Here is a 26747-nt window from a genome sequence, read left to right as displayed (position 1 = left end):
GGATCCGCCCTCTCGAGGCGAGCCCGGGCGTCCTGAGCGCCCGAGGTCACGACTGGTGAGCGTACGTTGCACAGCACGTTGGCCCGTTCATCCCCGACGGTGCCACGCTCTGCCTTGCGGCTGGCGTCGAATGTCGCGCAGCAGGCGTAGCTCGTCGTGCAGCTGGTGGGGCACGGGCAGCCGTCGTGCAGTCAGCTCATCGGCATACACCTCCATGGCGCGCAGCAACTTCTGACGGGCAGACAGGAGGCTGATCTGGAGCACGGGTTCAATGCGTCCGATGCGGACTTCCTCGCGTGCCAAGCGGATGTCCATGGCCAGCGTGACCAACATCTGTGGGCCCATCCGGGCAAGTGCGGCGGTATCGGTTTCCATGGTGGGCGACCTCGACTCTGTCGCGGACCCCTTGGAGGATCGAAGACGCGTTGTCCCGAGACTACGCCGTGCCGGCGAAGAGTGCGGTGTAGCCGCGAGACCACCCCCGTGCTTACGGAGTTTCGCGTACGAGCGCAGACATGGGCGGGCGATCGGACCGAGCGTCAGGATGTGGCGGCGTCATGCACGACGATGGCGACCTGCACGCGATTGGCCGCATGGAGCTTGTTCAGCAGGCGTGACACGTGCGCCTTGACCGTGGCCTCGCTCATGAACAGGGACGCGGCAATCTCCGCGTTGGAGGCGCCCGCACCCACGGCGGTCGCCACTTCCCGCTCTCGGTCAGTGAGGGCGGCCAACCTTTCGGCGGCGGTGTGCCGTCGATCTGCCCCTTCGCTGTCCCCGAAGTGAGACAGCAGCATCCGGGTCACCGACGGGGACACGATGGCGTCGCCAGCAGCCACCAACCGGACCGCACTGATGATCTCGGCGGGCGGTGTGTCCTTGACCAGGAATCCACTGGCGCCCGCCCTGAGGGCAGCCACGACCTGCGCGTCGGCCTGGAACGTGGTGAGCACGATGACCTGCGGCGGCTTCTCGAGGCGCCGCAACGCGGCGGTTGCGGTGATGCCGTCCATCTGCGGCATACGAATGTCCATCAGGACCACATCCGGACGGGTCGCCTGCACCGCTGCAACCGCGCCAGCCCCGTCAGCGGTCTCGCCGACGACGTCGATGTCGTCGGCCGACGACAGGATGAGTCGTAGCCCTGCCCGAACCAGGGCGTCGTCGTCGACGAGCAACACCTTCACGTTGGCCATGTCAGTGCAGCCTCCACAACGAAGTCACCGACGTCGTCGGGGCCGGCGGCCAAAGTACCGCCAGCCAGCTCAACGCGTTCGCGCAGCCCGAGCAGCCCAGCACCCGCCCCGGGCAGGGTGGACACCGCTGTCGCGGGGACGGCCTCGCGGTTGCGGACCACGACATGCAGGCCGTGGCCGGCAGCCCCGTCGACTCGCAGCTTGACCGTGGCACCGGGTGCGTGTTTTCGCACGTTCGTCAAGGCCTCTTGCACGATGCGGTAGGCATCCCGTCCCAGTGGGGCGGGTAGCTCGTCACTGTGCTCGACGTGCATCTCGAAGTCGATGACGGTACCCGCCGCGCGAGCCTCCTCCACGAGGCGACCCAGGTCGGACAGCGTCGGCTGCGGTGCCACCACCACCGGCTGCGGTCCAGCGTCTTCGCGCAGGACGCCGATGACACTGCGCAGCTCCTCCAGCGCCTGACGTGCCGTGGAGCGTAAAAGTGCAGCGGTCTCCTGCACCTGCTGCGGCGGTAGGTCGGGACGCACCTCCAGCGCGCCGGCATGCAATGCCAGCAACGAAATCCGATGAGCTAGGACGTCGTGCATCTCTCGGGCGATTCGTGTTCGTTCGGCCACCCGAGCCTGCTCGTCGCGCAGCTCCTTGTCAGCCTCTGCTCGGAGCGCTCGCTCCCGCAGCGACAACAGCAGCTGCCGGCGTGCCCGGATGAACATGCCCCACCCGGTGGCGGCGAACGCCAACGGCATGACGAACAGCACCACGGAGATGGGGCCAGTGCTGGGGCTGTAGAACGCGTAGACCAACAGGGAGGGAAGCCACAGCAGTGTCACAACGACCGTTGGACGGGCCGGGCGATGCACCGCCAACGAGGACAGCGCAAGGAGCCCAGCAGGGGTCGCCGAGCTCGACACAGTCCCCAGTAGCAGGCACACCAGGGCAACGGCAACGGGCCAGCGGCGCCTCCACCACAGGGCGGAGCAGGCGAGCACGCCGGCCCCGACGTCCACGGCGACCTCGATGGCAGACAGCGGGTCGGGGTTGTCGTGCAGCTGCGGGCTGATGAACAGCGCCCCAAGGACCACGGCCAGCAGGAACACGAGGCCGTCAACGGCCCGCTCCCGTCCCGCGTGACGGCGAGCCACGTCCGGCGCGGGCAGGTCGTCGAACGCCACAGCCGGACGCGCCAGCGCGGCCCACGCCTGCTGCACCCGGGACACGCCCTCACCGTAGCCCCGCACGCCACCTGGAGGACACGAACGAAAGTCGGCCGCCCGGATGTCGAAAGTTGGTTTCTGGACCGTTGAGTTGTCGCCCTTCGATGCCTGCGGTGTAGCCCGCTGCCCGATGTGGCCCAAGGGTCCGGGCGGCGAGTGTTGAGCCACGGCCTCCCAAGCCGGTCCGATACCTCTGAACCCTCGAAAGGGTCGCCGTCATGAACATTCTCCAGCAGCTTCCACGCACCTCCCCCTCCCACGAGCAGACCAAGGACGGCGCAGCATCCCGCAGCGCGTCCCTGCCGACGTGGCGGCTCAACCTCATGCGCATCGGCTTCCTGGAGATGGGTGTCGGCCTCGCCATCACCAAATGGCCCGAACTCATCTCACACGACCCGTGGGAGCTCAAGCAGGGCACCGTCGTGGCCATCCTCGTGGCGATGTCGGTGCTCGCGCTGATCGGTCTGCGCTACCCGCAGCGGATGCTGCCGATCCTGCTGTTCGAAGTCGGGTGGAAGCTGCTGTGGCTCGGAACGGTTGCCCTGCCGTTGTGGCTGGACGGCAACCTCACCGGCGCAACACGCGAACAGTTCATCACGATCCTGTGGGTGGCCCCCGTCATTGCCGTCGTCCCCTGGCTGCACGTGGCACGCCAGTACACGACGACGCGTGGCGACCGCTGGCGCTGAGATGAGCAAGTTGATCGCCACCCACCTGACCGTCACCGCCGGCGCCGAGGACGTGTGGGCAACGTTGACCGACCTCGCCAGATACAGAACCTGGAACCCGTTCATCACCAGAGCCTCTGGCACCGTCGCCCTCGGAGAACGCCTGGACCTGACCATCCAGCCACCCCGCGGCCGGGCCATGGCATTCAGACCGTGGGTCACCGCGCTCGAGGAACATCGCTACCTCGAGTGGCTCGGACGCTTGGCAGTGCCGGGCATCTTCGACGGGCGGCACAGCTTCAAGCTCACCCCGATGGGCGTCAACCGCACCCTCGTCCAACAGTCAGAAACCGTGACCGGTGCCCTGGTCCCCTTCACCGGCCACCTGCTGGCCCGCACCCACGCTGGATTCGTCGCGATGAACGAGGCGCTCGCGCGGCAGACCCTTCGGCCCACCAGCGGCCACTCACCGCTCGGCGAGTAGCACCCAGCACCGTAGACAACACCTATGCCGCGTCGGTTCCGGGGACACCCAGCCGACGCGGCGTAGCCTTGCTCCCTGCCGAAAACAGGCGCACCAAGCGCACCGGACAGTCGATACACCGCGCGGCTCGGCGACTCTGGCTCATTCCTTCGCCGGTCCTGCCCTGGCGAGAAACCCACACCCCTAACCGCATTAAGGGACCCCACACCAGACAGCAGTTCCGCGAACACGGGCGTCAGCAGGCTGGTCAATACAGGGGCGACGCCGGTCGACAGCGCACGATGTGCCTCGGAATCTGCTTCGTCGCCCGAAGAAGCCCTTGACCGACGTTTCCGCAGTTGAGGGGGTGTTTCGCACTGGTGGGCGAGACTGGGTTTGAACCCGTGGCCTCTTCCGTGTCAACGACTTTCACACCGTCCGCGGGAGCGTGTGGAGCTCCGTCTGAGCACTAACCTCTCCCCGATCGTCCCCCGATGTCCGCCCATTCCGTAGCCGTTGTCACTCACTTGGTCACTCACCACAAGCCCCGGCGCCGTGGCCCTCACCAGTGACCGTCTGCCGGGGAGCCGTTCACAGGAGTTCGGCGTCCTGCTCGACACACAGAAGGACCGGGCCGTCGGTGGCGAAGAGCTCGGTCATGGCCGAGTCGAGCTGGTCGCGATGCGTGACGCGGATCCCGTGCGCACCGCACAGCACGGCATACGCGGCCCAGTCCGGGTTCGTCAGCGAGGTGTGCCACACCGGGTAGTCGGCGGCCAGCTGTTCTTTGCTGATCTTGCCGAGTGCGTTGTTGTTGAGGAGGACGTGCTTGACCGGTATGCCGTGGTGCACGGCCGTGGTCAGCTCCATGGCGTACTGGCCGAAGCCACCGTCGCCGGTGACCGCCACAACGGTGCGGCTGGGGTCGGCGGCCCACGCGCCCATCGCTGCCGGGTAGCCGAAGCCGATCGAGCCGAGGTAGCCCGACATCAGCACCGGCTGCCCCTTGGACTCGAGGTAGCGGCCGAGCGAGTAGGCATGGTTGCCGACGTCGACGGCGACGACGGCGTCGGCCGGGAGGTGTTCGGAGAGGGCGGCGAAGACGGCGGCGGCCGACACGCCCCGGCCTCGGTCGTCGACGACGCGGCGGGCCTTCTCGGCGCGCCAGATCGCCCAGCGATCCGCCACGTCGCCACGCTGGTCCCGGGCCTTCGCGCCGGCCGCCCTCACCGCGTCGGCCAGGGCGGGGAGGACGGCAGCTGCATCGCCCAGCACCTCGGAGGTCACCGCGTCGAACCTTCCGATGGCTCTCGGGGTGTCGTCGATCTGCACGATCCGCTGCCACGGCGCAATGCCGGTGTGGTTGGAGAACGATGCGCCCACGACCACGAGGAGGTCGGCCTCGTTCATCAGCCAGCTGGCGACTGGGGTCCCGCTCCGCCCGAGCACGCCTGCGCCAAGGGGATGCGTGTCAGGCACCAGGCCCTTGGCCTTGAAGGTCGTGAGCACCGGCGCACCGAGCTGCTCGGCTAGTGCGACGACCGCGGCTCTGGCGTCGCGGGCACCGTGTCCGACCACGAGCACGGGCCGGACTGCGGAGGCGACGAGCGCGGTCGCCCGGGCCAACGCATCGGGATCGGGTCCGACCGGTCGACGGGAGTAGCGGCCGTCCGGTGATCCGGCCGGCGCGGACGACGCCTGAGCCTGAACCTCGTCGGGGAGAACCAGGTGAGCAACCCCCCGGCCGTCGCGAGCATGCTTGACCGCGAGTGCGGCGAGCTCAGCGTGGTCGCTGCCAGACTGCACAGTGGTTGTGGAGATCGCGACATCGCGGAACACCGCCCCGAGGTCGAGGTCCTGAAAGGCTCCGCGGCCCAATACCTTCGACGGCACCTGCCCGGAGATCGCCACTACGGGGGCACTGTCCAGCTTGGCGTCGTAGAGACCGGTCAGGAGGTTGGTGGAGCCCGGACCCGCGATGGCGAAGCACGCTGCGGGTCGGCCAGTGAGCTTGCCGTAGGCGCTGGCGGCGAAGGCGGCAGCGCCCTCGTGCCGGATCCCGACGTACCGCAGCTCACCCCGCTGCTCCGCGTGCCGGAGGGCGTCGGCGAACCCCAGGTTGGAGTGGCCGACCATTCCGAAGACCGTGTCGATTCCATGGGCGACAAGGGTTTCCACCAGGACATCCGCCACCGTGCGCCCCGTGGGCACTCGATCCGGGAGCCGGATCTGGACCCCGCCGGGACCCTCCTCCACCTCGTAGGCCGCCACCCGGTCATCCAGGTGGTCGGCGAGCTCCCCCGGAGGTGCCCCGGAGATGGGGTCGTAGTCGTAGCCGTGCCAGGGGCAACGAAGCAGTCCGTCCTCGATGGACCCCTCCCCCAGCGGACCACCCTGGTGCGGGCAGTGGTTCTCGAGCGCACCGAGCCGCCCGCCACAGCGGGTCAGGGCGATGGAGCGCCCGTCGACGGTGACGCTCCGCACCCGCCCCTCCTCCGGGACGTCCTGCGGTGGGACCTCGTGCCACGATTCCGTGGTGGTGTCCATCTCACGCTCCTCGTGCCCGTGCGGACCGGTAGGAGGATCAGTACACACCTTCTGCCGTAGCGTGACATCGCCTCGGAGAAGTACGTTCGTGTGCACGGGAGTCGATCGGAGAACGACGTGGACCTCACCCAGACCCGCACCAGCCTGCACGCGGTGGCCGAGCTCCTCCTCGCGGGCCCGCAGTACGACGCCTGCGGCGACATCCGCCTCCGTGTCGTCCCCGGCGGCATCGCGACCGTGGCCAAGCCCGACCTGCGGCTGGTGGGCCTCGAGCTGGTCGGACCCAACGGGCGGCATCCGTTGACGGGGACGTTTGCCGCGGCCGCTGCAGTCCTTGGGGTGACTCCACGCAGGCTGGGCGACGTCTACGCCGACACCGTCGAGCTCGGTCCGGAGGACTCGATCGTGACCGATCCTGATCACGTCGGCGTTCTGCTCGACGCGTTCGCCCGAGGCGACGAGGCCCTCCGCGCGTTCGCGGCGTCCGAGGAGCCGGTGCTTTGGCCCGAGCACTTTGACATCGGCATCTCGCTCGGCGAGGTCAACTACGGGGTCTCCCCCGGCGATGCGGTCATCCCCGAGCCCTACGCCTACGTCGGTCCGTGGAGGCAGCGACAGGGCGACTTCTGGAACGAGTCGTTCGGTGCGGCCAGGCCGATGGCCGTGCTGGACGACGTGGTGGCGTTCTTCGCCGAGGGAGCGGAGAGGGCCATCACCGATACCTGATAGCGGTTGAAAGGCGCACGGCTCCGGAAGAAGTCGGCAATGAGTCATGGCAAGCCGGCGCCCCAACCAGTGCACCCAAGGACCCTCGACGGACGTACGCGCCCCCCCAGGACCGTTTCCGTCGCTTGTTTGGATCAGAAGCTAAGCCCGTACCCGTTGAGGAATAGCGGGGTCCTCCCCTTGCCAGCGTTCATAGGCTCCTGGATCGCTGTTGCTGGCCAGCTCAAGGGCAATCTCCCGGTGGGGTTGTAGTCCCCGAAGAGGACGTCAGCGACCCCTTCTCCCTCGGTCCCGGGGAGCCACGCTGCGAGGAGCGCACGCCAGCTCGGGAGTTGTTCGTGCACGTCCATGGGGCGCCCGGAGACGAGGACCACTATGAGCGGGACCCCGGCGGCGCTGAGCCGGTTGAGCATTGCGGTGTCGGAGTCCGCCAGTCGCACGCCGCTGGGGCTATCCCCCCGACCTTCGGCATAGGGCCTCTCGCCGACGACTGCGATCGCGGCCCGGTAACTGGAGTCGAGTCCGTTGCCGCCACGGTTGTAGGTGACTGTCGTCTGGCCGGCGACCGCGCCGCGGATGCCGGCCAGGATTGTGGTGCCCCGGGTGATCGGTCCGGAGTGGCCCTGCCAGGTCACGCTCCACCCGCCGCTCTGGTTCCCGATGTCGTCCGCGTTATCACCGGCGACGAAGATCTTGCCGCCGGTCTTGGGCAGCGGAAGGACACGGCCATCATTCTTCAGCAACACGGCCGACTCGCGAACCGCCTGCCGGGCCAGTTCCCGGTGCTGAGGGCTGCCGATCGTCGAGGCAAGCGACCGGTCGGTGTATGGGTGCTCGAACAACCCGAACCGGAACTTCTGGGTCAGGATGCGGCGGACGGCGTCGTTGATGCGGGCGAGCGGGACGTGCCCTTTGCCCACCTCAGCGCTGAGCAGGTCGATGAAGCTTCGCCAGTCGTCGGACAGCATGGCCATGTCAATCCCGGCGTTGACCGCTGCGCTCACCTCGGTCGCGGTCAGCCCACGTTGACCATCCATCTGCTGGATACCGTCGAAATCAGACACGACGAAACCCTTGAAGCCAAGCTCGCCCTTGAGCACGTCCTGGATCAAGTGCCGGTCCCCGTGCAGCTTGGCGCCGTTCCAACTGCTGTACGAGATCATCACCGACGCCACGTTCTGGTCAACCGCCGCGCGGAACGGTGGCAGGTGGATCGCCCGCAGCTGCGCTTCCGTCAGTTGGGTGTTGCCCTGGTCGGTGCCACCGGTCGTTCCGCCGTCACCCAGGTAGTGCTTGGCAGTGGCCAGCACATTCGCCCCCTGCAGACCCTCGATTGCGGCCGAGCCCATTGAGGTAACCAGGCGCGGGTCCTCCCCGAATGACTCATACGTGCGCCCCCACCGGGCGTCACGCACCACGCACACGCATGGCGCAAAGTCCCACCGTGGCCCGGTACCTGCCAGCTCCTGTGCCGTGGCCTGCTCGACCCGCTGCACCAGCGCCGGATCGCGCGTCGCGCCCAGACCGATCTGGTGAGGGAACAACGTGGCGCCGACGAGGTTGTTGTGCCCGTGGACGGCATCGGTGCCGTACAGGATCGGCACAGGCAAGGGACCCTGCAGCGCGGCCTTCTGGTAACCATCCACCATCTGCGCCCAGTTCGCCGCCGTGTTCGGATCGGGTGCTGAGCCGCCCGCGGACAGCACTCCACCGAGCCCGACCGATCCCACGTCTTCCGGTGACGCGGTGTTGCGCTCGACGAGCACCATCTGCGCGATCTTCTGGGGCAGCGACATCCGCCCCAACAGGTCCTCGACCCGCGCGGCGATGGGTCGAGACGCATCCTGGAACGGGTAATGACGCTGACGTGCCGCCTGGCCCGTGCAGGACACCAACCCCGCCACCAGGAACCCCACAGCAACGGCCTTCGACGCGCCGCCGGATCGCTGCATGACCCAAACTCTCAAGGTCCTCCCCGGCATAGCAAGAGCTGGCGCCGCACCCGGGTGCGGTGATGAGGGCTCTCAGCTCAGAGCCTGATGGACTGCCCCACCCGGGGGCACTGACAAGCCGCGATCCGTCCGGCCCAACCATGCCTCGACCTGCAGCGACTCACCTCCGAATGCCGCGACGGTGCTCTCGTAATCGTCGTGCACGCCGACACGACCCGTTGGCGCCTCGCATGAATCTCTTCAAGCGCTCCGGTGCCTAGGCTGTCCCAATGGCGGTCAAACGAAGTCGCAGGGCGCGGATCGCCCACCGACGCAAACGCCGGATGGACAGCGTCACCCATGACCTCAGCGATGCCGAATGGATTGCACTGCAGGCGGCTTGGGGTGGTGGCTGCGCCTACTGTGGAGCCACCGACAAACCTCTGCAGCGGGACTGCGTTCTGCCCATCTCACGTGGCGGGCGCTACACGCTCGACAACGTCGCTCCGGCCTGTGGTTCTTGCAACGCGAGCAAGTGCAACGACGAGGTCACGGGTTGGCTGCGGCGCAAGCGGCTGGACGAGCGCGCCTTCTTGGTGCGCCACCTGGAGATCAAGAGCGCGCTCCTTGTCCAGTTCCACGCGGTGCCCGACGCTGCAACGGAGGCGCAGCAAACAAGGACCCTCTGAGCCGCGTCATGCACTCCCACGGGGCGCTCTGGCGTCCCTTGGCCCCCCATCGGGTGGCCACTCGCACGCACATGCTGCGATCAGTTCGGGAGGCGCGAGAGTACGTTGGCTCGATCCCATTCGTCCGATAGGACCTCGGAAAGTTCTGCGTCGGTACTGCGGACGCAGTATGGCGTTGCTTCTGGGTTGACGACAGGAAGCCTCCCAGCTTCGGGACCATCATCATGACTGCGCGGTTTGGGTCCGGCTCGGACTTCCAAACACCCTCCGCTTCGTTGCGGCGGCGCTGTGCCTCGGACTCTGAGCGAGGCGTATCGAGGGCGGTTACTTGCCGAGGGGACGGACGGCGCCGGCACTCGGACCGATGCCGTCCGTACCGGCTCAGACCAGTTCGGGCACGTCGAGGTGTGCCAGGGCGAGCTCGAACTCGGCAACCTCGACGACGCGCATACCGGTCTCCTGCACCAGGTCGGCGCGTAGACCCATGGCCAGGTTGGCCGCTTTGGCCATCGCCTCGGTCGAGTCGTAGCTCGCGGTGACGCAGCTGCGTCCTCTGGCCCGGTCGATCATCAGACTGGCGCTGCAGAAGCCCTCGAGCTGCTCCACGCGCGGCATGATGCTCATCCGGAATGCCTCGACGATGCGGTCGATGGCTGCCGGGTCGGCTTCGGCCCAGGTCACCCGGGCACAGGCGCCGTCGGCGGCGTGGTGAGAGCGGTGTAGGTAGGCCACCTCCCACTCGTCAACCCTCACCTCGCCACCGAACTGCTCGGCTGCGCGGGCGCGGATTGGGGTGACAGTGTCGGCAGACCCACGCAGGGCCTCCTCGGACTCCCACGCAGTGGTCACGATGCACCGGCCGCTGGTGCGGTCGGCAAGCAGCGAGATGCCGACACAACCGGTCATGCCTCTGACCTGCGGCATCACCACATCTCGCACGTGCTGGATACCAGCGTCGGTCATCGCGGGCTGCCCACGGACAGTCGTGGAACGTGCGTACACGGCCCACCTCCTTCGGGTCCGGGCGATGCCCTTGCGGCACCGCCGCGTCTTCCAGCGTCCTCCTGGCACCCACCCGAGGCAACGGGCAAACCGGTCAACGGCCGGACCGCGCTTGTCCTGGCCGCGCGTCGACCGCCTCCAGCCGGGGGGGGGGGGCGAATTGTGACGCGACGTGAAAGTGTCACCACCGATGACAGGGAGGTGTCACCATGACACCTCGGTCGCTCATCCACACGCCGTTCATCGTCGCTACTCGCGCCGTTGCCGAATCGAGCAATAGTGCAAGCGGGTGGGCGGCTAGCCCACAATCGACCTTCTCGGCCATCCGCTGACGACTCATTGGGCTGCTTCAGTAGTCCTTGCAGGGAACCGCTTGGGACTGGACCATTGGGGTCTTTCAGGCGTTGCAACGCAACCGAACTCACCCATTGCACGTAGCTCACCGGCGCTCTGGACTAGCCCGAACGGTCCATTGTGCGCGGCCATTCACGGGAGTGAACCTCGTCCTCACTGGGCCATCCCTCGCAGCACAGCGAAGGATGGCCGCGGGCGCGACGCCTGTGGGGGTGCGTCGCGATGAGCCGCTCGCCACGGGATCAGGGGATCGTGGCGAGCGGCTCCTTACAACGTCTGGACTGCAAAGCGCCCCCACCCTCCCCGAGGAGAGTGGGGGCGCTTCGATGCTGGGGCGGGCTCGGCAGCGTCCCGCGGGCACCGGGCGTGCGGCCGAGCTGGGGCGGCTGCACATCCCGGTGCCCAACGCAGCACCCACGCTCGCCCTGCGCAGCACTCATACTCCTTGCCCTGGACCAAGCGCACGAGGGACGTTGGTCCCGCTGCCACGTGAGCAGCTCGGGTGGGACCAAGGGGAGGTCAAGAGCCTGAACTCAGATCCGTGCCTGCCGGCTGGGACCGGCGCGATCCACATGGTGATTCCCGGCAGCGAGCCGCTGTCATCACCTTCCAGATCGCGTCTAGTCGTAACTAGTCATCTGCTTCGACCACGCCCAGATAGGAGCCAGAACACTGTCCTCACAAAGGGATATACACAGCCTGCGGGCACGCTGGGCCGCCGTGCACAGGGGGTCCTGTGGACTCAATTGGACTAGTTAGCCCTTCTGCGACGTCGGTGGGGCCGCGGACTACCCGACCGGCTGCGGCTGCGAGCTCTGCTCATGACGCACCGCTCGAGCTCCCGCCCGACCTCCCTGGGTCGCCGCCAGATCGTCACCGCCGACAAACGCGAGGGGCAAACCGGCTAGCGGCGCCTACCGCGGGCTCAAGCGTGCTGGAGCGGCCGCGAAGGTCAAGCGCGCGACCCGCCGTCGTGAGCGAGTGGAGGCGAAGCGGGAACTACTTCGCGTGCTTCGGGACGAGGCCGACGAGATCGGCCCACCCGGACTACGCGACCACGGCGCCGACCACCAGAGCAACGCCTATCCACGCGAGCAGCATGCACGCGACCAGGTCGCGCTCGAACGCGTCGCCCCATCGGCCGTGACGCAACCCCGTGACGTACCTGCCCACACCAAAGGCGATCGCCATGCAGCCGAGCAACTTCACCCAGCCCATGAGTCAAGCGTGCGCCAGCCTATCCAGCAGGTCCAGTACTCCAGCTTGTCGAAGGTTCCGGCGACATTTCACGCGGCGGAGGGGCCCGACTGCGAGCGCCTCGGCTACCCCGGCACCGTCGTCTGCGGCTGATGGCGCCGACGAGCCACCAAGAGGACCGAATGACCGACCGACCAACCTGCGGCGCGAAGACGCGCGCGATGTCATCCCCTGCCCGCCTGGCCCGTCAAGGGCGGCCTGCGCTGCTTCATGCATGGGGGCTCAAGCCCTCAAGCGAAGGCCAGGGGGTAGTCAGCGGGCGTTGTAGACGTCGAGGCCGAAGCGGTTGAGGCCCGGCGTCTGGGCGTAGCCCAAACGTGACAGTCCGAAGAGGTCTTCGATGGAGGCCAGCAGCGAGTAGTGGTTGTACGACGTGGTGCTCCACGTGTTCGGCTTGGTGTACCGCGAGATCACCAGGGCGCCGATCTTTCCGCCGCCAGGCCCGGCGATGCCGGGGAGCGGTGAGTTCGGGCTCGGACCCTCGCCGCAGCAGGCGCTGGCGTCGCTCTGGGGTCCGTCGGACTCGTCCGCGGTGATGACGAGGATGCCGTCGTTCTTGAACGCGGGCGCGGCCATGATCTTGGGGACCCACACCTTCATCCACGCGTCGACGCTGGCCAGGCCACCGGGCTGTCCGTCGACGCACGGTGAGTCGTGACCGTCGTGGCACAGGTTGGGTGTGATGTAGGTGAGGTTCCGCGTGGTGCCGGCTGTCATCAGGTCCGTTGAGAGCTGGGACAGGTCGACGACGTTGGCGGCACAGTCGGCGGAGTTGGTCACTGACGCGAAGTACACGAACGGGTTGTGCCGCACGGCGTACTGGTCCCCGGGGGTGGCCTTCTGCGTGGGGTCGACAGTGTTCAGGGCCGGGTGGCGACAGGGGGTGCCCATGTCCTCCATGTAGCCGCGCCAGGTCAACCCTTTGGCCTTCAGCTGGTCAGTGACGTTGGGGACGCTGGTGGGGAACACACAGCCCGATCCCACCGCTTGACCGGGCGTGGCCGTGCCCGCCCCCACGAAGCTCGAGTAGATCTGGCAGTCGCTCTGCATCTGGTCGTTGGGACCCTGACCGGAGATCTGTGCGATGTAGTTCGGCTGGGAGTTGTGCGCAGTTCCGTAGTACGTATTGAGCAGGACTCCCTTGCCGCGCAACGTCTGTGACAGGTATGGCGCTGCCGACGCGGGTCCCCACGTCGCGTCATACCCCTTGTTCTCGATGTTGATGACGAAGACGTGCTTGGCGGGCGGTAGGTAGCCCGGCGATGTCGCCGCAACCGCCTCGTCGCCGCCGAAGAAGAGCGGTTGGACGGTGATCGCCGTAAGGACCGCGCCGACGGCGGCGATGGCGAGCAGGAGTCGGGAGAGCTGTTTGCGAGTCATCACGGGAGGCTCCATCCGTCGGCGATGGCCTTGGTTCGTAGGTCGGGCCATTCGGCCTGCTCGGGCCCTGTGAGGGGTGCGGGCGCGCAGGCCGTGGCTAGGAAGGGTGGCAGGGTGAAAGCGGGAGCGGTCAGATTGGGGGCGGCGGTGAAGTCGAGCACCTCAGCGATGTTGCGGGCACCGGAGTCGCGCGGCGTCAGGGCAGGAAGTCCCCAGCGCCACTCGATCGCCTTCAACACCGACGTGTGGTCGTAGGTACCGTGCGCAACGTATCCCCGTTTGGCCCGAGGGGAAACCACGAGCGCCGGCACTCGGAAGCCACGTAACGCGGTCCGAGAGCTGACATCCGGAGCGGTCCCCGGGGCGACGTGGTCGTAGAAGCCGCCCCACTCGTCGAAGTTCACGACCAGAAGGGTGCGAGACCAGTTCGGGCTGGTCGTGACCGCGCGGTAGACCTCGTTGAGGAACTTCTCTCCCGCGCGGATGTCGGCGTGGGGGTGGTCGTCGGAGGAAGATCCGGACGCCTCGTCCTCGAACCGCGGGTCGATGAAGCTCACCTCAGGGAGCGTCCCTGCGGCAGCGTCCGTCAGGAACGTCGCGAACGGCCGGGAGATGGGCAAGTACTTCGTTCCCCACAGCGCCAGGAACGGGATGTCCGAGAAGTAGTAGCGACCGGTGAGGTTCGCAGCGGCCAGCCGGTCCCAGATCGTTGGGATCGTCGCGGTGATCGTCGAGTTGTGCAGTCGGTCCGTCTGAGCGGCGTGCATGTAAAAGCGGTTGGGGTAGGTCTCTGCCATGACGGCCGAGAAGTACCGGTCGCACACGGTCCACCGGGGGGCAGCCTGGCCTAGGAAAGCCAGGTCGGGTTGCCGGTAGTACCCCACAGGGAGTAGGTCGTCCTCCCCGGCCCGCAACCAGCCATCCGCGCGCCCCTCGTTGAACTGGATGAGCCCACCCTCGTAGGAGTGGTCGGGATCTGCATGTCCGCAGCTCGCGAACGTCTGGAGATGGTGGGTGCTGCGAGGAACGCCATACCGGTCGGTGTAGGTGAGCCCCGCCTGCTTGCCATCAGCTCCCGGGAGCCAGCCGAGGAAGTGGTCGAATGACCGGTTCTCCATCATGACGACCACGATGTGGTCGATCCCCGAGGCACCCGGTGAGGGGAGCGCGGGCTGGGCTGCCATGGCCTGTGGAAGCTGTTGTCCGATCGAGCTGGTCGTGAGCGCGGCGGTGCCCCCCACCACGGCCGCGGCGTTCAGGAACTGTCGCCGCGTAAAGGTCATGCAGCCGACGCTAGGGCCGCCGGAGCGAACTCCCCAAGCCGTTGGCACAAGGTTCACCCGTGGTTCACCGGCCCGAGGCCGACCCCGGGGCGCGCATGGCGCGCGACAGCGGCCCACCGGAGGTCGGTGGGCCGCTGCATCGCTCTTCCCTCAGGAGCTCGAGCGGTCAATGTTGGACTACTCCGTGTCGGCACCTGGCAGGGCAGCGCCTGGCACCTCGTTCGGGAGGTAGATCTTGGAATCGCCGGGGTAAGGCAGGGACCAGTTGTGCGTCTGGTACCAGACGAAGCGGTTCATCTGCTCCGGGTGTGCGAAGTCCGCACGCGGTGTCTTGCCACTGAAGTGCTGCTGCTTCGCCCACGTGTCCCACTCGGCAGAGGTCGAGACCTGCGCCGGTGCCACCATAGGGGCGGCAGGAGCGTTGGCCACCTGGTCCAGACCACACGCCGGCGGGGTCTTGAGGTTCTCGGTGAGGGGAATACGGTTGGCCTTGGCCGTGTACGGCGTGAGGTCCGGCTTGCGCTGGAACGCGTCGAACATCGGCGTCGCCGCAGCGACCTTCTGGTTCAGCGGCTCGGCACCGAGGATCTGCTCGATGGTGCGAACCATGCTGATCTGCGAGTAGTACGTCGAGATCGTCTTGCCGTGAACGGCATACGGGCTGATGACCTGGATCGGCGCACGGTGACCGTCAACGTGGTCCGCACCGTTCTGGCTGTCGTCCTCGACCACGAAGATCGCCGAGTCCTTCCAGTACTTGCTGTGCGAGATCGTGTCGACGACCTTGCCGACCGCCAGGTCGCCGTCGGCGACCTGGGCGCGCGGGTCAGGTGCACCACCGGTGTGGTCGCTGGAGAGCCACATCATCTGGAAGTTGGCAGGACCTTGCTTCTCGAACTCCTGCTTCCAGATCTGGTAGCGGTACTGGTCGGGGATGTTCGTGTCGAACATCGGCGCATCGTGGTTGGAGATGTCGTTGAGTGACGGGATCGGTGAGACCTGGTTGACCCGGATCGCGGGGTCGGTGAGCTGGGCCGGGTCGCCGCCGTTCTCCACGCTCTTGGTGGCGCAGTAGTACTTCTGCCACGTTGCGTCCGCGGGCTTGTTCTCGAAGTAGGAGAACTCGCCGAAGTTGCGCGCGGTGTTTCCCGCCGCCTGCGCCGCGGTCCACAGGAAGCCGGAACGCTGGTGACCCAGGACGTCGTCCTCCGTGTCGTAGGAACGGGTGTACTCCCCCGCGCTCGACTCGGTGTACTCCGGGTTGTCGCCCTGCATCAGCCAGTTGTGGCCCTCGGCGGAGTTGGTGCCGACGTCATAAGTGTTGTCGTAGAGGCCGAACTGGCGGGACAGTGCGTGGGCGTTGGGGGTGACCTGCTCACCGAACTGGGCCAGTTTCGGGTCGCCGTTGCCCTCGGGCATGTCCCCGTGGATCTGGTCGTAGGTGCGGTTCTCCTTGACCAGGAGGAAGACGTGCTTGATGGTCGACGGGTCCCCGATGCGCTTGGGGACCGCGACGGGATGCGCGTTGCCCTTCTTGTCGTTGGCGTGCTCCACCTCGGACTCAGACCTGCCCCAGCCGTTCTGGGTGAAGACCTGCGCCGTGTAGGTCTTGCGGATCATCGCGTCGCTCGGCAGCGTGAATCGGGTCAGCGAGGCGGTCGTCGAGTGCGTGCCGTGACCTGTGGCGGGGGTGGTGCCATAGCCCTCGGTGTAGGTGATCTCGGGTCCACGGGCGTCGTTGCCGCGGCGGTTGGCGACGACGAGCTCGTCACCCACGGGGAAGACGTCCTCCGGGTAGTAGTCGGTCGGGAGGAGCCCGACGTAGCTGACTGGCTCGAGGGCCGACGAGCCCAGCTTGTAGACCGCGACCGCGTTCGCCCGACCCAGCGTGACGAGGAGGCGACCGTCCTTGACCGTCATGCCCGTTGGCTCGTAGCCGACCTTCGACCTGGCCCAGGGTTGCGTCGCGATGGTCTGGACGACCTTGTCGGTCTTGGTGTCGACCACCGAGATGGTGTCGTCGTTCGTGTTGGCGACATAGAGGGTCGTGCCGTTGAGGTGCATGGCGGTCGGGTGCAGGCCCACCTCGAGCGACGCTACGGGTGACCCGGCATTCGCCGTGTCGATGACGCTGAGGGTGCCGTTGGTCGAGGTGCCGAGAACCGGGTTGGCTGGGACGTCGGTGCCGTAGGAGTTGATCGTGGTCTCGCCAGACTTTGCCAGGCGACCACCCTCGTCGGAGACAAAAAGCTTGGCGCCGACGAGCTTCAGCTGACGGGGCGCGATGCCGACGTTCCACGTCTGCGTGATCGTTCCGGCGATCGGATCGATGGCGACGACCGAGTTCTGACCGTTGACCGCGGCATACAAGGTCTTGCCGTCAGGAGAGAAGGCCATGCCGGCAGTGAGCGCCTGGCGGCTCGGGTTCGCCAGGGTGGGGATGGCGATCTTCGTTCCGGCTGAGAGGGTGCCGTCGGCATTGACCGGGAAGCGGGTGATGCCGGTGGCGTTCGGCATGAAGAGGAAGCGGCCGTCAGGCGAGTAGGTGGGGCCTTCCTGTCCGACGGTGTTGTCGGCAGGGCGCAGGTTGGCGCCGGACGCGGTGCCCGCCCGGAAGATCAGCGTGTTGTTGCGGAGGTCGAAGATCTGCAGGGAGATCGAGCGATCGTTGGCCGTAGCCGCGAGGTAGCGACCGTCCGGGCTGACCGTCGAGCCCATGAACTTGCCGTAGTCCGTGAGGAGGCGCTGACCGATCGGCTTGATCAGCTGGTTCGAAGAGATCTGCTCACCGTTCCCGTACTCGGTCCCGACACGGTTCGTGCCGAACCCGTTGGTCGAGCCGTAGGCGATCCCTCCGGTGACGACCAGGGCGAGTGACCCTGCAGTGATGGCCATGAGGTGTCGGGAGCGGTGGCGGCCTGCCACCCTCTCGACGCGGTTGCGTGTGACGCGCATGCGGAAACCTTTCAGTGGTGTGCTGAGTGGTGTTTCAGGGGTTACTTCTGCAACAGGTCGATGAGACCGTCCAACTGCCACAGAGGGTTGGGGGAATCCCCCGTCTTGGTGCGGACGAGGAAGTAGCCATTGACTTCCTTCGGCCCGTCGCCGTCGGCCAGGTAGCGGCCGTCCGGCAGGACGTCGAGCTGGTAGACGGCGTTGGCGGGTCCCGCGGCGCCGGGCACGGTCCACGTCACGACGCAGCGCCAGTCGTTGCCCGGGCCCGTGTCCTCGACGCGGTCACCACCCTTGTCGCACTCGGCGGTCGACTCGAGCTGCTCAGGTGCCACAGCCGGGCGGTTCAGCTCGGTGTTCTGCAGCACGTAGAGGTGCGAGAACGATGTGGCGAGCGAGGCCTCGAGCTTGGGCCGGTTTACCCCGCTGCCGGTCGCTCCCGTCGCCGTCGACACGGCCACCGCAGTCGCGATGAACAAGCCGACGAGCGGGAGCAGGCCCGTGACGGCGAACCGACGGGCGGACCCGTCGTTGGCGAGGTCCGTGAAGTCGCGGCGGACGAAGGTCCGATAGGCGAGCCAGGTCGCCAGTGCCGTCCAGGTCACGCTGACCACGAGACCCACGCCGAGCATGCCGAGCTGCGCCGGTTCGGTGAACAGTCCTCGGTATGCGGTGAAAGCGCTGGTCGGCGTGGCTGCCCGGAGGGCGACCGGAGCCGGCATGAGGTGGACGAGGTCAAGGACCACGGCGAACACGACCGGCATCAGCAGACCCAGCGGCGAGCGACCGAAGGCGACTGAACCCAGCAGGCCGATCGCCGAGAACGCCAAGGTCGGTGGGATGACGGTGGCCCACGAGAGAAGGACGAGCCCAGGGAGTTCGCCCGTGCCGATGAAGTGTCCGTCCAGACCGGGCACCGGGTGGCTGCCGACGACGAGCAACCCGCCGATGATGGACGAGGTCACCAGTGGCACGAAAAGGGCGACGGTCACGGTCAGTGCCGCGAGCGCCTTGGCGCCGAAGATCAAGCGCGGTGAGCGGACCGTGACGAGCAGGTGGCGCCAGGTGCCGAGGCGGTCCTCCACGGCGAAGATGTCGCCTGACACGACGCTGGTCAACAGCGGCAGGACCAGGGTGCCCATGAAGACGAGGATCACCAGGGATCCGGCCCAGCCCGACTGGTTCATCCACCGCCCGAAGACGGCGTCGGCCGGTAACGAGGTCTGGGCGCTCACGACCGCGGTGTAGAGCGCGGGAACGATGAGGCAGGCGAGGAAGGCAGCCCGCAGGCGCCACTGGGTGAGGAGCTTGACCAGCTCGAAGCGATAGACGGCGGCGAGGCTGGTTCGTCCCGCCCACGGGGCCGAGCGTTCTTGCGGGGTGGGTCGGTTCGGCGGTGTGCTGCCGGGACGTTCGAGGGTTGTCGTCATCGCACGAGCTCCTCGACGGCGGTGGCTTCGACCGGGCTGAGGTGCTGCGTGGAGTGGCTCTCGGTATCGGCTCCAGTGAGCGCCAGGAAGGCCGCTTCGAGTGGCGGAACCGTCGGCGCCAGCTCACGGATCGCTATCCCTGAACCCACCAGGCGCACGACCAAGGCATCAACCGCCGGCGCGCGGCCACGCACGACGAGCGCGCTGGGGTGCGTCGGCCCAAGACTGTTGCGGGCATTGACGACTCGCAGGCCCTCGGTCGCCTCGGCAACGCGTCGGGCCCCGTCACCGTCCGAGGTGAGGATCCGGTAGTCGAGCGGACCGCCTTCGATCGCGAGCTCCTGCGGTGGACCGGAGAACACCATGCGGCCGGTCGAGAGCAGCGTGACGTCGGTGCACAGCGCGGCGAGGTCATCCATCCGGTGGCTGGACAGGATGACCGTGCCGCCGCCCAACGCGAACTCGGTGAGGACACGGTGCACCTGGCGCTTGCCTGCCGGGTCGAGACCGTTGGCCGGCTCGTCGAGGATGAGCAGCTGGGGTTGGCTCAGCAGGGCCGAGGCGAGGCCGAGCCGCTGGCGCATCCCCAACGAGAAGCCTCGGACGTGGTCGTCAGCGACCTCGTCCAGTCCTACGCGGGACAGCGCCTCGTCGACGTGTGAGCGACAGTCATCCTGCCCGCGAAGGCTGAGCACGGACAGCAGGTTCTGCCGTGCGGTCAGGAACGGGTACAGGCCGGGTCCGTCGACGAACCCTGCGACACCCTCGGGTGTCGAGAGCACGGAACCCACCTGCGCGCCCAGGACTTCCAGGGTCCCGGTGTCGGCGACGGCCAGGCCCAGCAAGAGGCCCAGCAGGGTGGTCTTGCCAGCTCCGTTGGGGCCGACCAGCCCGTGGATCTGGCCCCGGTCGACGTCGAGGTCGAGCTCGTCGAGGGCGACGACATCACCGAACGTCTTGGTGACCCCCCGGGCACGGACCGCCGTGTTCGGACTCATCTGGTTCCTCTCGTGGTGGCCGCAGCTCGACTCCGATCAGGAACATACGAGTCCCTTCTCCCCTGGCTGGGTCATATCCGACGAACGGCGAGAAAACGGGCACAGAACTTCGGGAGATGACAGGCATCGGGTGAACAGACGCCTAGCGGCATCTCTGAGACTCGTCCAGCTCGGGTCTGTTCAAGGCCAAGCCGATCAGGACCGCCCAAGCATCTATGGCGCCTCCCGACGGTTCATGAGGCTGAGGTTCCACCGTCGGAGCCGTCCGTCCGTGCGAGTTCACGGCGGCTGGTCGCGGCTATCGATGCCAGCGCCGGCGACCGGCCCGGTGAAGACCTGCCGAGGACGGCGCCTTGGGGTGAACCCGGCCGCCATCAAGGCACCGTTCAGGCCCAGCGCTCGTGAGCGTGTTGGCCCTTCGGGGAACATGGTGGTCGAAGAGTCAACGCGGCCGGTGTCCCCATTGCCGTGTCATTGAGTTTGCGCCCTCGAGCTGACCCGCGGACACGTCGCTTCGAACACGGCCGGCGTCAAAGGGTGCATGAAGAGTTCCAACATCACGTCCCTTCGACGACGGCGACTGACCTCTTCCCCACATGGGAAGTGACAGACGGTGGGCCGGACGTCCACGCACGTCAGCGAACGTGCAGGGACCCGCGCCAAGGCCGAACCACGACGGCTTAGTCAAGCAGCTAGTCAAGCAGGTGTCCCAGGACGCGACCCAACGAAGAAGCCCCTGACCCACGTTTCCGCAGGTCAGGGGCTATTTCGTACTGGTGGGCGATACTGGGTTTGAACCAGTGACCTCTTCCGTGTCAAGGAAGCGCGCTACCACTGCGCCAATCGCCCGAGGGTGAAGATTTCGGGTTCGTACGTAGTCGAGGTGGAGACGGGATTTGAACCCGTGTACGCGGCTTTGCAGGCCGCTGCCTCGCCTCTCGGCCACTCCACCGTGAAGGCGGTAAAACCCTTCCGAGCGGATGACCGGGCTCGAACCGGCGACCTCAACCTTGGCAAGGTTGCGCTCTACCAACTGAGCTACATCCGCATTACACGCGCGTTGGTGACGAACGGGCTGTTTTTTGCTACCCGCTGCGCGTGCGTAGAAAACTTATCGGATCAGGCGCTTCCTCTCCAAATTGGGTGTCGTCCGAGTCGTCCGGCACGGGGGTCAGCGGCTTGCGGGCCTCCTGCTTGAGCCCCTCCAACGACTCCGTCAGCCCCTCCTCGGCGGCGGTCCGGCGATCGCCCTGGGCAGTCGTATGCAGCCTGCCCGCCGCCTCGCCGGCGTCACCTCCCCGCGCACCCATCTTCTGAGCGTCCAGCAGGCCAGCGACCCCGCCGGTCACCCCCGCCGCGGCCGGCGGCGCCGCCGGAGACATGGCCCCCGCCGTGGACGTCGCCGTGGAGGTGGCAGCGACCGTGGCGCCCGCCGGGGCCCCTGCCTCTGCGCCAGACCCCTTGTTGAGCCCCTTGGCCTCCTTGCGGGCAGCCAGCCGCGCCCGGAGCCACATCACCGCCTGCGCGCGCAGGGATGGCCGCTCCTCGACCGGCCACAGCATGCGGATCGCCGCGTTCAGGGCAGCACCGATGAGGACCGCGATGGCCAGGGCGTACAAGAAGATCAGCAGCACGATGGGGGCCGAGAGGGGTCCGTAGATCGAGGTGCCACCCTTCAACGAGGCGGCCACGGTCCCGCGCAGCACATAGGACGACAACGACCAGAGCACCACGGTCAGCACCGCACCCGGCACGTCGCGCGCCCACGGGGTCCGGCGGGGCGTGGAGATGTGGAACAACGTCGCGATGCTGGCGACGGCCAGGACCGTCACCACCGGCCAGTACAGCCACGCGAGGAAGCTGGCCTCCTTGGGGAGCAGGTCCTTGAGCCACGTCGGTCCGATCACCACGAGCGGGATGACGACGATGCCGACGACGAGCGACAGGACGTAGAGCGTCAGGGACAGAGCACGCGTCCTGACGATGCCGCGCACCCCCGACTGCCCGTACATGATCGAGATCGTGTCGACGAAGACGTTGAGGGCGCGCGACCCCGACCAGACCGACAGCAGGAAGCCGACCGAGATGAGGTCGAACCGCCCGTCCTTGAAGACGTCCTGGACCGTCGGCAGCAGGGTGTTCTGGATCAGCCCCGGCGTGAGGAACTGCCCTGCCCACACCTGGATCTGCATGACGATCCGCGCGACGGTCTCGTCCCCGAGCCACTTGCCGAGGTAACCGACTCCACCGAACAGCCCCAGCACCAACGGCGGCAGCGAGAGCAGCATGAAGAAGCCCGCCTCGGAGGCCAGCCCCGTCACCCGGTACTTCATGCAGACCCGAATGGTCTCCACCGTCATCCGCGCGACCGGCATGGCTCCGGGCACGCGCACCAGCTCGCGACGGACCCGCGCCTTCACACTCACCCACCCACGTTATCCCGCATAGTCTGCGGTCGTGCCCACCCACGCCGTCACCAACCAGGTCCCTGCCCTGCCGGACTACAACGCGCTGACCACCAATCCCGCGCTCGCCGAGGCCGTGCGCCGCTGGGCCGACGAGGCCGCATACGACGAGGTCGAGCACCTCGGTGCACGCTCAGGCTCGGCGCAGGCGAGGGAGTGGGCCGAGCAGGCGAACACCCACCATCCCGTCCTCAGGACGCACTCCCCCACCGGAGAACGACTCGACGAAGTGGACTTCCACCCGGCGTGGCACTCCCTGATGAGCGTCGCCGTCAGTGGCGGCCTCACTGCCGAACCGTGGACCCAACCCACCGGCAGTGGCGCCCACGTCCGCCGGGCCGCCGGCTTCACGACGTGGTCCGAGGTCGAGCAGGGTCACCTGTGCCCCGTCTCCATGACGTATGCCGCGGCGCCGGCGCTCGCGGCCAACCCCGCCCTGCGGGACCGCTGGCTCCCCCAGCTCGCCTCGCGCAGCTACGACTTCGGGCTTCGCCCGCTCGACACCAAGACCGGTGCCATCGCGGGCATGGGCATGACGGAGAAGCAGGGCGGCTCCGACGTCCGCGCCAACACGACGCGGGCCGAGGCGTCCCCCGACGGTCCCGTGGCGGGTGGCGACACCTACCGGCTCACCGGCCACAAGTGGTTCTGCTCGGCGCCGATGAGTGACGCCTTCGTCGTTCTGGCGCAGACCGACGCAGGCGTCGGGTGCTTCCTGGTCCCTCGAGTGCTCGATGACGGCGAACGCAACCCCTTTGCGCTGCAACGCCTCAAGGACAAGCTGGGCAACCGGTCGAATGCGTCCTCCGAGGTCGAGCTCGACGGCACCTGGGGCGTACGCGTCGGTGACGAGGGACGAGGCATCCGCACCATCCTCGACATGGTCGCGGCGACCCGGCTGGACTGCATCCTCGGCTCATCGGCGACGATGCGCGCGGCGCTGCTGCGCGCGATCCACCACGCGAGGCACCGGAGTGCGTTCGGCGCGCTGCTCGTCGACCAGCCGCTGATGCAGAACGTGCTCGCGGACCTGGCGCTGGAGTCCGAGGCGGCCACGACCCTGGCCCTGCGGCTCGCGCACGCCGTCGACGACGGCGACACGGCCTTCTCCCGGCTCGGCGTCGCCCTCGGCAAGTACTGGGTGTGCAAGCGCACCCCGGTGATGGTCGCCGAGGCCCTGGAGTGCTTGGGCGGCAACGGCTACGTCGAGGAGAACGGGCTCGCCCGTCTCTACCGTGAGGCCCCCCTGAACTCGATCTGGGAGGGCTCGGGCAACGTCAACGCCCTCGACGTCCTGCGCGCCATCGGCCGCGACCAGGCCTCGGTCGACGCATACCTGGCCGAGGTCCGGCTGGGCAGGGGGCACCACCACGTCCTGGACCAGGCCATCGACGCCCTCCCTGACGTGCTGTCACGCGCCACGCAGGCAGAGGCGCAAGCAGGCGCGCGGCAGGTCGTCGAACAGCTCGCCCTCACCCTGCAGGGAGCCCTGCTCGCGCAGTACGCGCCGACAGCGGTGGCGGACGCGTTCGTCGCCAGTCGTCTCGGGGGCGCACACGGGGTCACCTTCGGGACCCTCGACGCCCGACTCAGCGCGGCAGTGGCATCCAGCCTGGTCGACCGGGCGTTCGGCGCCTGAGCTGCCGTGCCTGGGCTCAGTCCTGGATGACCGACAGCACGTTCCCGGCCGGGTCCGTGAACCAGGCGATCAGCGGACCGCCACCGCGGAAGATGCCTTTCGCGTCCGTCGCCATCTGGGTCCCCTCGTACTTCTCGAACTCCACACCGGCCGCGGTGAGGCCGTCGACGGTCTCGTCGATGTCGGCGACAGGGAAGTTGAGAACCGTGAAGCCGGCCGGCTGGTGGTCCGGCTTGGGGTAGACGATCGCCCGGTGGTCTCCGCCGAGGTGGAGCGTGAGGATCCCCATCTGATCGGTGACCTCGAGACCGAGGACGTCCGAGTAGAACGCGCGCGCTGCCTCGATGTCGTTGGCGGAGAACCCGCTGAAGGCCTTCGACTCGCTGAGCATTCCTGACTCCTTCGTCGGTGGACGGCACCAGGAGACTGGCGCCTGCTATCCGTACCGACCGCCCGAAGGTACGGAAGTCATCGGTCCCTGCCGGATCGGGCGCTTCGACGGGGAGCTGCGTGGTGCCGAGCCATGACTGCTCAGCTGACGCGCAGCCGTTCCTTCTCGGCGGCGACGTCGAAGTCGACCGCCGGCCACTGCGGATCCATCGCCTCGAGGTGCTCGAGGACCAGGCTCTGGACGGCGAGCCGGGCGTACCACTTGCGGTCGGCGGGCACGACGTACCACGGGGCAGCGTCCGTGGAGGTGCGGTCCAGGACGGCTTGGTAGGCCTCCTGGTAGCGCGGCCACTGCAGCCGCTCGTCGACGTCCCCGGGGTTGTACTTCCACTGCTTGTCGGGGCGGTCGAGCCGCTCGGTCAACCGCGCCTTCTGCTCGTCCGCGGAGATGTGCATCATCACCTTGACGACGGTGGTCCCCTCGGCGACGGCCTTCTCCTCGAAGGCGTTGATCTGGGCGTAGCGGCGCGACCACGTCGCCTTGGGCACCAGGTCGTGGACGCGCACGATGAGCACGTCCTCGTAGTGCGAGCGGTCGAACACCCCGATCTGCCCGGGCGAAGGGAGTGCGTTGCGGATGCGCCACAGGAACGGGTGCTGCCGCTCCTCGGCCGACGGCGCCTTGAACGCGGTGTAGCGCACGCCCTGCGGATCCATGTGCCCCACGACGTGGCGCATGATGCCGCCCTTGCCGGAGGTGTCCATGCCCTGCACGACGAGCAGCAACGAGCGCTGACCGTCCATCTTGGCCTCGGCGTAGAGGCGCTCCTGGAACTCGCCGATCTCGCCTGCGCGCAGCTCCAGCGCCTCCTTGCCGGCGGCCTTGTCCCCGTCGAAGGCCGGCGTTGAGCGGGGATCGCACTCGGCGAGGACGAACCCGTCCCTGGCTCGGAGGGCGTCGCTGAACGTCACCGAGGCAAGAGGTGTCGCTTCTGCAGGCTTGGAGTCCGGGTGCTTGGTGGCCTTCGCCGCACGGTCAGCCTCGACGGCGACCTTGGACCGCATCGCCTTGCTGCTGCCCTTCGTGGACGCGCCGGCCTTGGTGGACTTGCTCTTCTTCGTGTCCTTCTTCGCCATTGGCGCATCCTGTCACCGGTCGTCACCTCGCGCGAGGGCTGTGAGCCGGGAGACCGCGCGGTAGTACTTCTTGCGGTAGCCGCCGGCGAGCATCTCCTGCGAGAACACCTCCCCCAGTGGTTGGCCACTGGCGAACACCGGGATGTCCGCGTCATACAGGCGGTCCGCGAGGACCACCAGACGCAGCGCAACGGCCTGGTCGACCACGGGGCGCACGTGGGTCCACCCCACGGCACTCACCCCGTCGAGCAGGGTTCGGTAGCGACTCGGGTGCACCGTCGACAGGTGGCGGACGACGTCGACGAAGTGGTCGAACACCGCGCCCTCGCGCTGGGTGGCCTCGGCGACCTCTGCCTCCGTCAGTGGCGGGGGGCTGTCGACGGAGTCGCGGTGCCGGTAGTCCGGGCCGTCCACGGTCAGCACGTCGAACCGCGACGCCAGCGCCTGGATCTCGCGCAGGAAGTCCTCGGCCGCGAACCGCCCCTCCCCCAAGGCGTCGGGGAGCGTGTTGCTGGTGGCGGCGAACGACACCCCGGCCTCGGCGAGCCGGGCGAGCAGCGTCGCCATGAGGACGGTGTCACCCGGGTCGTCGAGCTCGAACTCGTCGATGCAGACCAGGGTGTGCCCGCTGAACGCCTCGACGGTCTGCGCGAACCCCAGCGCGCCCACGAGGTTGGTGTACTCCACGAACGTGCCGAAGGACTTCGGCCCGTCCACCTCGTGCCACAGGCTGGCCAGGAGGTGGGTCTTCCCGACCCCGAACCCGCCGTCGAGGTAGATCCCCCGCCCCGACTGCGGACGCTTGCGGCGCCGCCCGAACAGCCCTGTGCCGCCCCGTGCGGCACGCAGCGACGCGGCATACGCCTCGAGCTTGTCCACCGCGGCGGCCTGGCTCGGCTCAGCGGGGTCGGGTCGGTAGGTCGAGAACCGTTCGGCGTCGAACCGCGGTGGTGGGACGAGGTCGCGCACCAGCCGGTCGCGGTCGAGCGTGGGGGTGCGGTCGGTCAGCGAGGAGGGCACAGT

The 26747-nt window shown here is 67.8% G+C and carries 21 protein-coding genes and 3 tRNA genes; 5 read left to right on the top strand and 19 right to left on the bottom strand.

Annotated elements, in window-relative coordinates:
- Nucleotides 1-87: 87 nt before the first annotated feature.
- The 3 genes from ABEG17_RS16445 to ABEG17_RS16435 form a co-directional block, all read right to left on the bottom strand.
- The gene (locus ABEG17_RS16445) at nt 88-375 is read right to left on the bottom strand and encodes a hypothetical protein (protein ID WP_406830555.1); all 288 of its coding nucleotides are present in this window, start codon (nt 373-375) and stop codon (nt 88-90) included.
- 164 nt (nt 376-539) lie between these two features.
- Nucleotides 540-1196 (bottom strand): response regulator, encoded by a 657-nt coding sequence (locus ABEG17_RS16440; RefSeq protein WP_406830554.1) that lies wholly within the window; start codon nt 1194-1196, stop codon nt 540-542.
- Nucleotides 1184-2416, bottom strand: coding sequence for a sensor histidine kinase (locus ABEG17_RS16435; RefSeq protein ID WP_406830553.1), 1233 nt, complete (start codon nt 2414-2416; stop codon nt 1184-1186). Before ABEG17_RS16435 ends, ABEG17_RS16440 begins: the two co-directional genes overlap by 13 nt.
- A 215-nt stretch (nt 2417-2631) precedes the next feature.
- Between ABEG17_RS16435 and ABEG17_RS16430 the strand changes: the two genes are divergently transcribed.
- Both ABEG17_RS16430 and ABEG17_RS16425 read left to right on the top strand, forming a co-directional pair.
- Nucleotides 2632-3102 (top strand): hypothetical protein, encoded by a 471-nt coding sequence (locus ABEG17_RS16430; RefSeq protein WP_406830552.1) that lies wholly within the window; start codon nt 2632-2634, stop codon nt 3100-3102.
- Between the two features lies 1 nt (nt 3103).
- Nucleotides 3104-3565, top strand: a complete 462-nt coding sequence (locus ABEG17_RS16425) for an SRPBCC family protein (protein WP_406830551.1) — start codon at nt 3104-3106, stop codon at nt 3563-3565.
- 570 nt (nt 3566-4135) lie between these two features.
- On the opposite strand, the gene ABEG17_RS16420 is transcribed toward ABEG17_RS16425, so the two are convergent.
- The gene (locus ABEG17_RS16420) at nt 4136-6091 is read right to left on the bottom strand and encodes a thiamine pyrophosphate-binding protein (RefSeq protein WP_406830550.1); all 1956 of its coding nucleotides are present in this window, start codon (nt 6089-6091) and stop codon (nt 4136-4138) included.
- Nucleotides 6092-6208: 117 nt separating this feature from the next.
- Between ABEG17_RS16420 and ABEG17_RS16415 the strand changes: the two genes are divergently transcribed.
- On the top strand, nt 6209-6817 hold the full coding sequence (locus tag ABEG17_RS16415) for a hypothetical protein (protein ID WP_406830549.1): 609 nt from the start codon (nt 6209-6211) through the stop codon (nt 6815-6817).
- Nucleotides 6818-6951: 134 nt separating this feature from the next.
- Here the strand turns inward: ABEG17_RS16415 and ABEG17_RS16410 are convergent, their stop codons facing one another.
- Nucleotides 6952-8769, bottom strand: coding sequence for a glycoside hydrolase family 3 protein (locus ABEG17_RS16410; RefSeq protein ID WP_406830548.1), 1818 nt, complete (start codon nt 8767-8769; stop codon nt 6952-6954).
- Between the two features lie 269 nt (nt 8770-9038).
- Between ABEG17_RS16410 and ABEG17_RS16405 the strand changes: the two genes are divergently transcribed.
- A complete protein-coding gene (locus ABEG17_RS16405) occupies nt 9039-9437 on the top strand; it encodes an HNH endonuclease (protein WP_406830547.1) in 399 nt (132 codons plus the stop codon).
- 381 nt (nt 9438-9818) lie between these two features.
- Here the strand turns inward: ABEG17_RS16405 and ABEG17_RS16400 are convergent, their stop codons facing one another.
- From ABEG17_RS16400 to ABEG17_RS16350, 11 genes are all read right to left on the bottom strand, one after another.
- Nucleotides 9819-10439 carry an antibiotic biosynthesis monooxygenase gene (locus tag ABEG17_RS16400; RefSeq protein WP_406830546.1) on the bottom strand — a complete coding sequence of 207 codons (621 nt, stop codon included), beginning with the start codon at nt 10437-10439 and terminating at the stop codon, nt 9819-9821.
- A gap of 1401 nt (nt 10440-11840) precedes the next feature.
- Entirely contained in the window at nt 11841-12011 is a 171-nt protein-coding gene (locus tag ABEG17_RS16395) for a hypothetical protein (RefSeq protein ID WP_406830545.1), read from the bottom strand.
- Between the two features lie 291 nt (nt 12012-12302).
- Nucleotides 12303-13430 (bottom strand): alkaline phosphatase family protein, encoded by a 1128-nt coding sequence (locus ABEG17_RS16390; protein WP_406830544.1) that lies wholly within the window; start codon nt 13428-13430, stop codon nt 12303-12305.
- The gene (locus ABEG17_RS16385) at nt 13430-14713 is read right to left on the bottom strand and encodes an alkaline phosphatase family protein (RefSeq protein ID WP_406830543.1); all 1284 of its coding nucleotides are present in this window, start codon (nt 14711-14713) and stop codon (nt 13430-13432) included. The genes ABEG17_RS16390 and ABEG17_RS16385 overlap by 1 nt, the downstream gene beginning before the upstream one ends.
- 177 nt (nt 14714-14890) lie before the next feature.
- A complete protein-coding gene (locus ABEG17_RS16380; RefSeq protein WP_406830542.1) occupies nt 14891-17668 on the bottom strand; it encodes a bifunctional YncE family protein/alkaline phosphatase family protein in 2778 nt (925 codons plus the stop codon).
- 41 nt (nt 17669-17709) lie between these two features.
- Nucleotides 17710-19095, bottom strand: a complete 1386-nt coding sequence (locus ABEG17_RS16375) for an ABC transporter permease (RefSeq protein ID WP_406830541.1) — start codon at nt 19093-19095, stop codon at nt 17710-17712.
- Complete coding sequence (locus ABEG17_RS16370; RefSeq protein ID WP_406830540.1) at nt 19092-20093, bottom strand: ABC transporter ATP-binding protein; 1002 nt, start codon at nt 20091-20093, stop codon at nt 19092-19094. The genes ABEG17_RS16375 and ABEG17_RS16370 overlap by 4 nt, the downstream gene beginning before the upstream one ends.
- Nucleotides 20094-20867: 774 nt before the next feature.
- Nucleotides 20868-20942 (bottom strand) — tRNA-Val (locus tag ABEG17_RS16365).
- A 32-nt stretch (nt 20943-20974) separates the two neighbouring features.
- Nucleotides 20975-21045 (bottom strand) — tRNA-Cys (locus ABEG17_RS16360).
- Between the two features lie 23 nt (nt 21046-21068).
- Nucleotides 21069-21141 (bottom strand) — tRNA-Gly (locus ABEG17_RS16355).
- Nucleotides 21142-21178: 37 nt separating this feature from the next.
- Nucleotides 21179-22519: a YihY/virulence factor BrkB family protein gene (locus ABEG17_RS16350; RefSeq protein WP_406830539.1), complete on the bottom strand. Its 1341-nt coding sequence runs from the start codon at nt 22517-22519 to the stop codon at nt 21179-21181.
- 31 nt (nt 22520-22550) lie between these two features.
- Between ABEG17_RS16350 and ABEG17_RS16345 the strand changes: the two genes are divergently transcribed.
- Complete coding sequence (locus ABEG17_RS16345) at nt 22551-24197, top strand: acyl-CoA dehydrogenase family protein (RefSeq protein WP_406830538.1); 1647 nt, start codon at nt 22551-22553, stop codon at nt 24195-24197.
- A gap of 16 nt (nt 24198-24213) precedes the next feature.
- Here the strand turns inward: ABEG17_RS16345 and ABEG17_RS16340 are convergent, their stop codons facing one another.
- The 3 genes from ABEG17_RS16340 to zapE form a co-directional block, all read right to left on the bottom strand.
- Entirely contained in the window at nt 24214-24588 is a 375-nt protein-coding gene (locus ABEG17_RS16340; protein ID WP_406830537.1) for a VOC family protein, read from the bottom strand.
- 140 nt (nt 24589-24728) lie between these two features.
- Nucleotides 24729-25724 (bottom strand): polyphosphate kinase 2 family protein, encoded by a 996-nt coding sequence (locus tag ABEG17_RS16335; RefSeq protein ID WP_406830536.1) that lies wholly within the window; start codon nt 25722-25724, stop codon nt 24729-24731.
- 12 nt (nt 25725-25736) lie between these two features.
- Nucleotides 25737-26744, bottom strand: a complete 1008-nt coding sequence (gene zapE, locus ABEG17_RS16330) for a cell division protein ZapE (RefSeq protein WP_406830535.1) — start codon at nt 26742-26744, stop codon at nt 25737-25739.
- Nucleotides 26745-26747 lie beyond the last annotated feature (3 nt).

The sequence above is a fragment of the Pedococcus sp. KACC 23699 genome, from assembly GCF_045348425.1.
Taxonomy (GTDB): Bacteria; Actinomycetota; Actinomycetes; order Actinomycetales; family Dermatophilaceae; genus Pedococcus.
The sequence above is the reverse complement of the archived record's forward strand: the minus strand, read 5'-3'. Positions and strand labels throughout refer to the sequence as shown.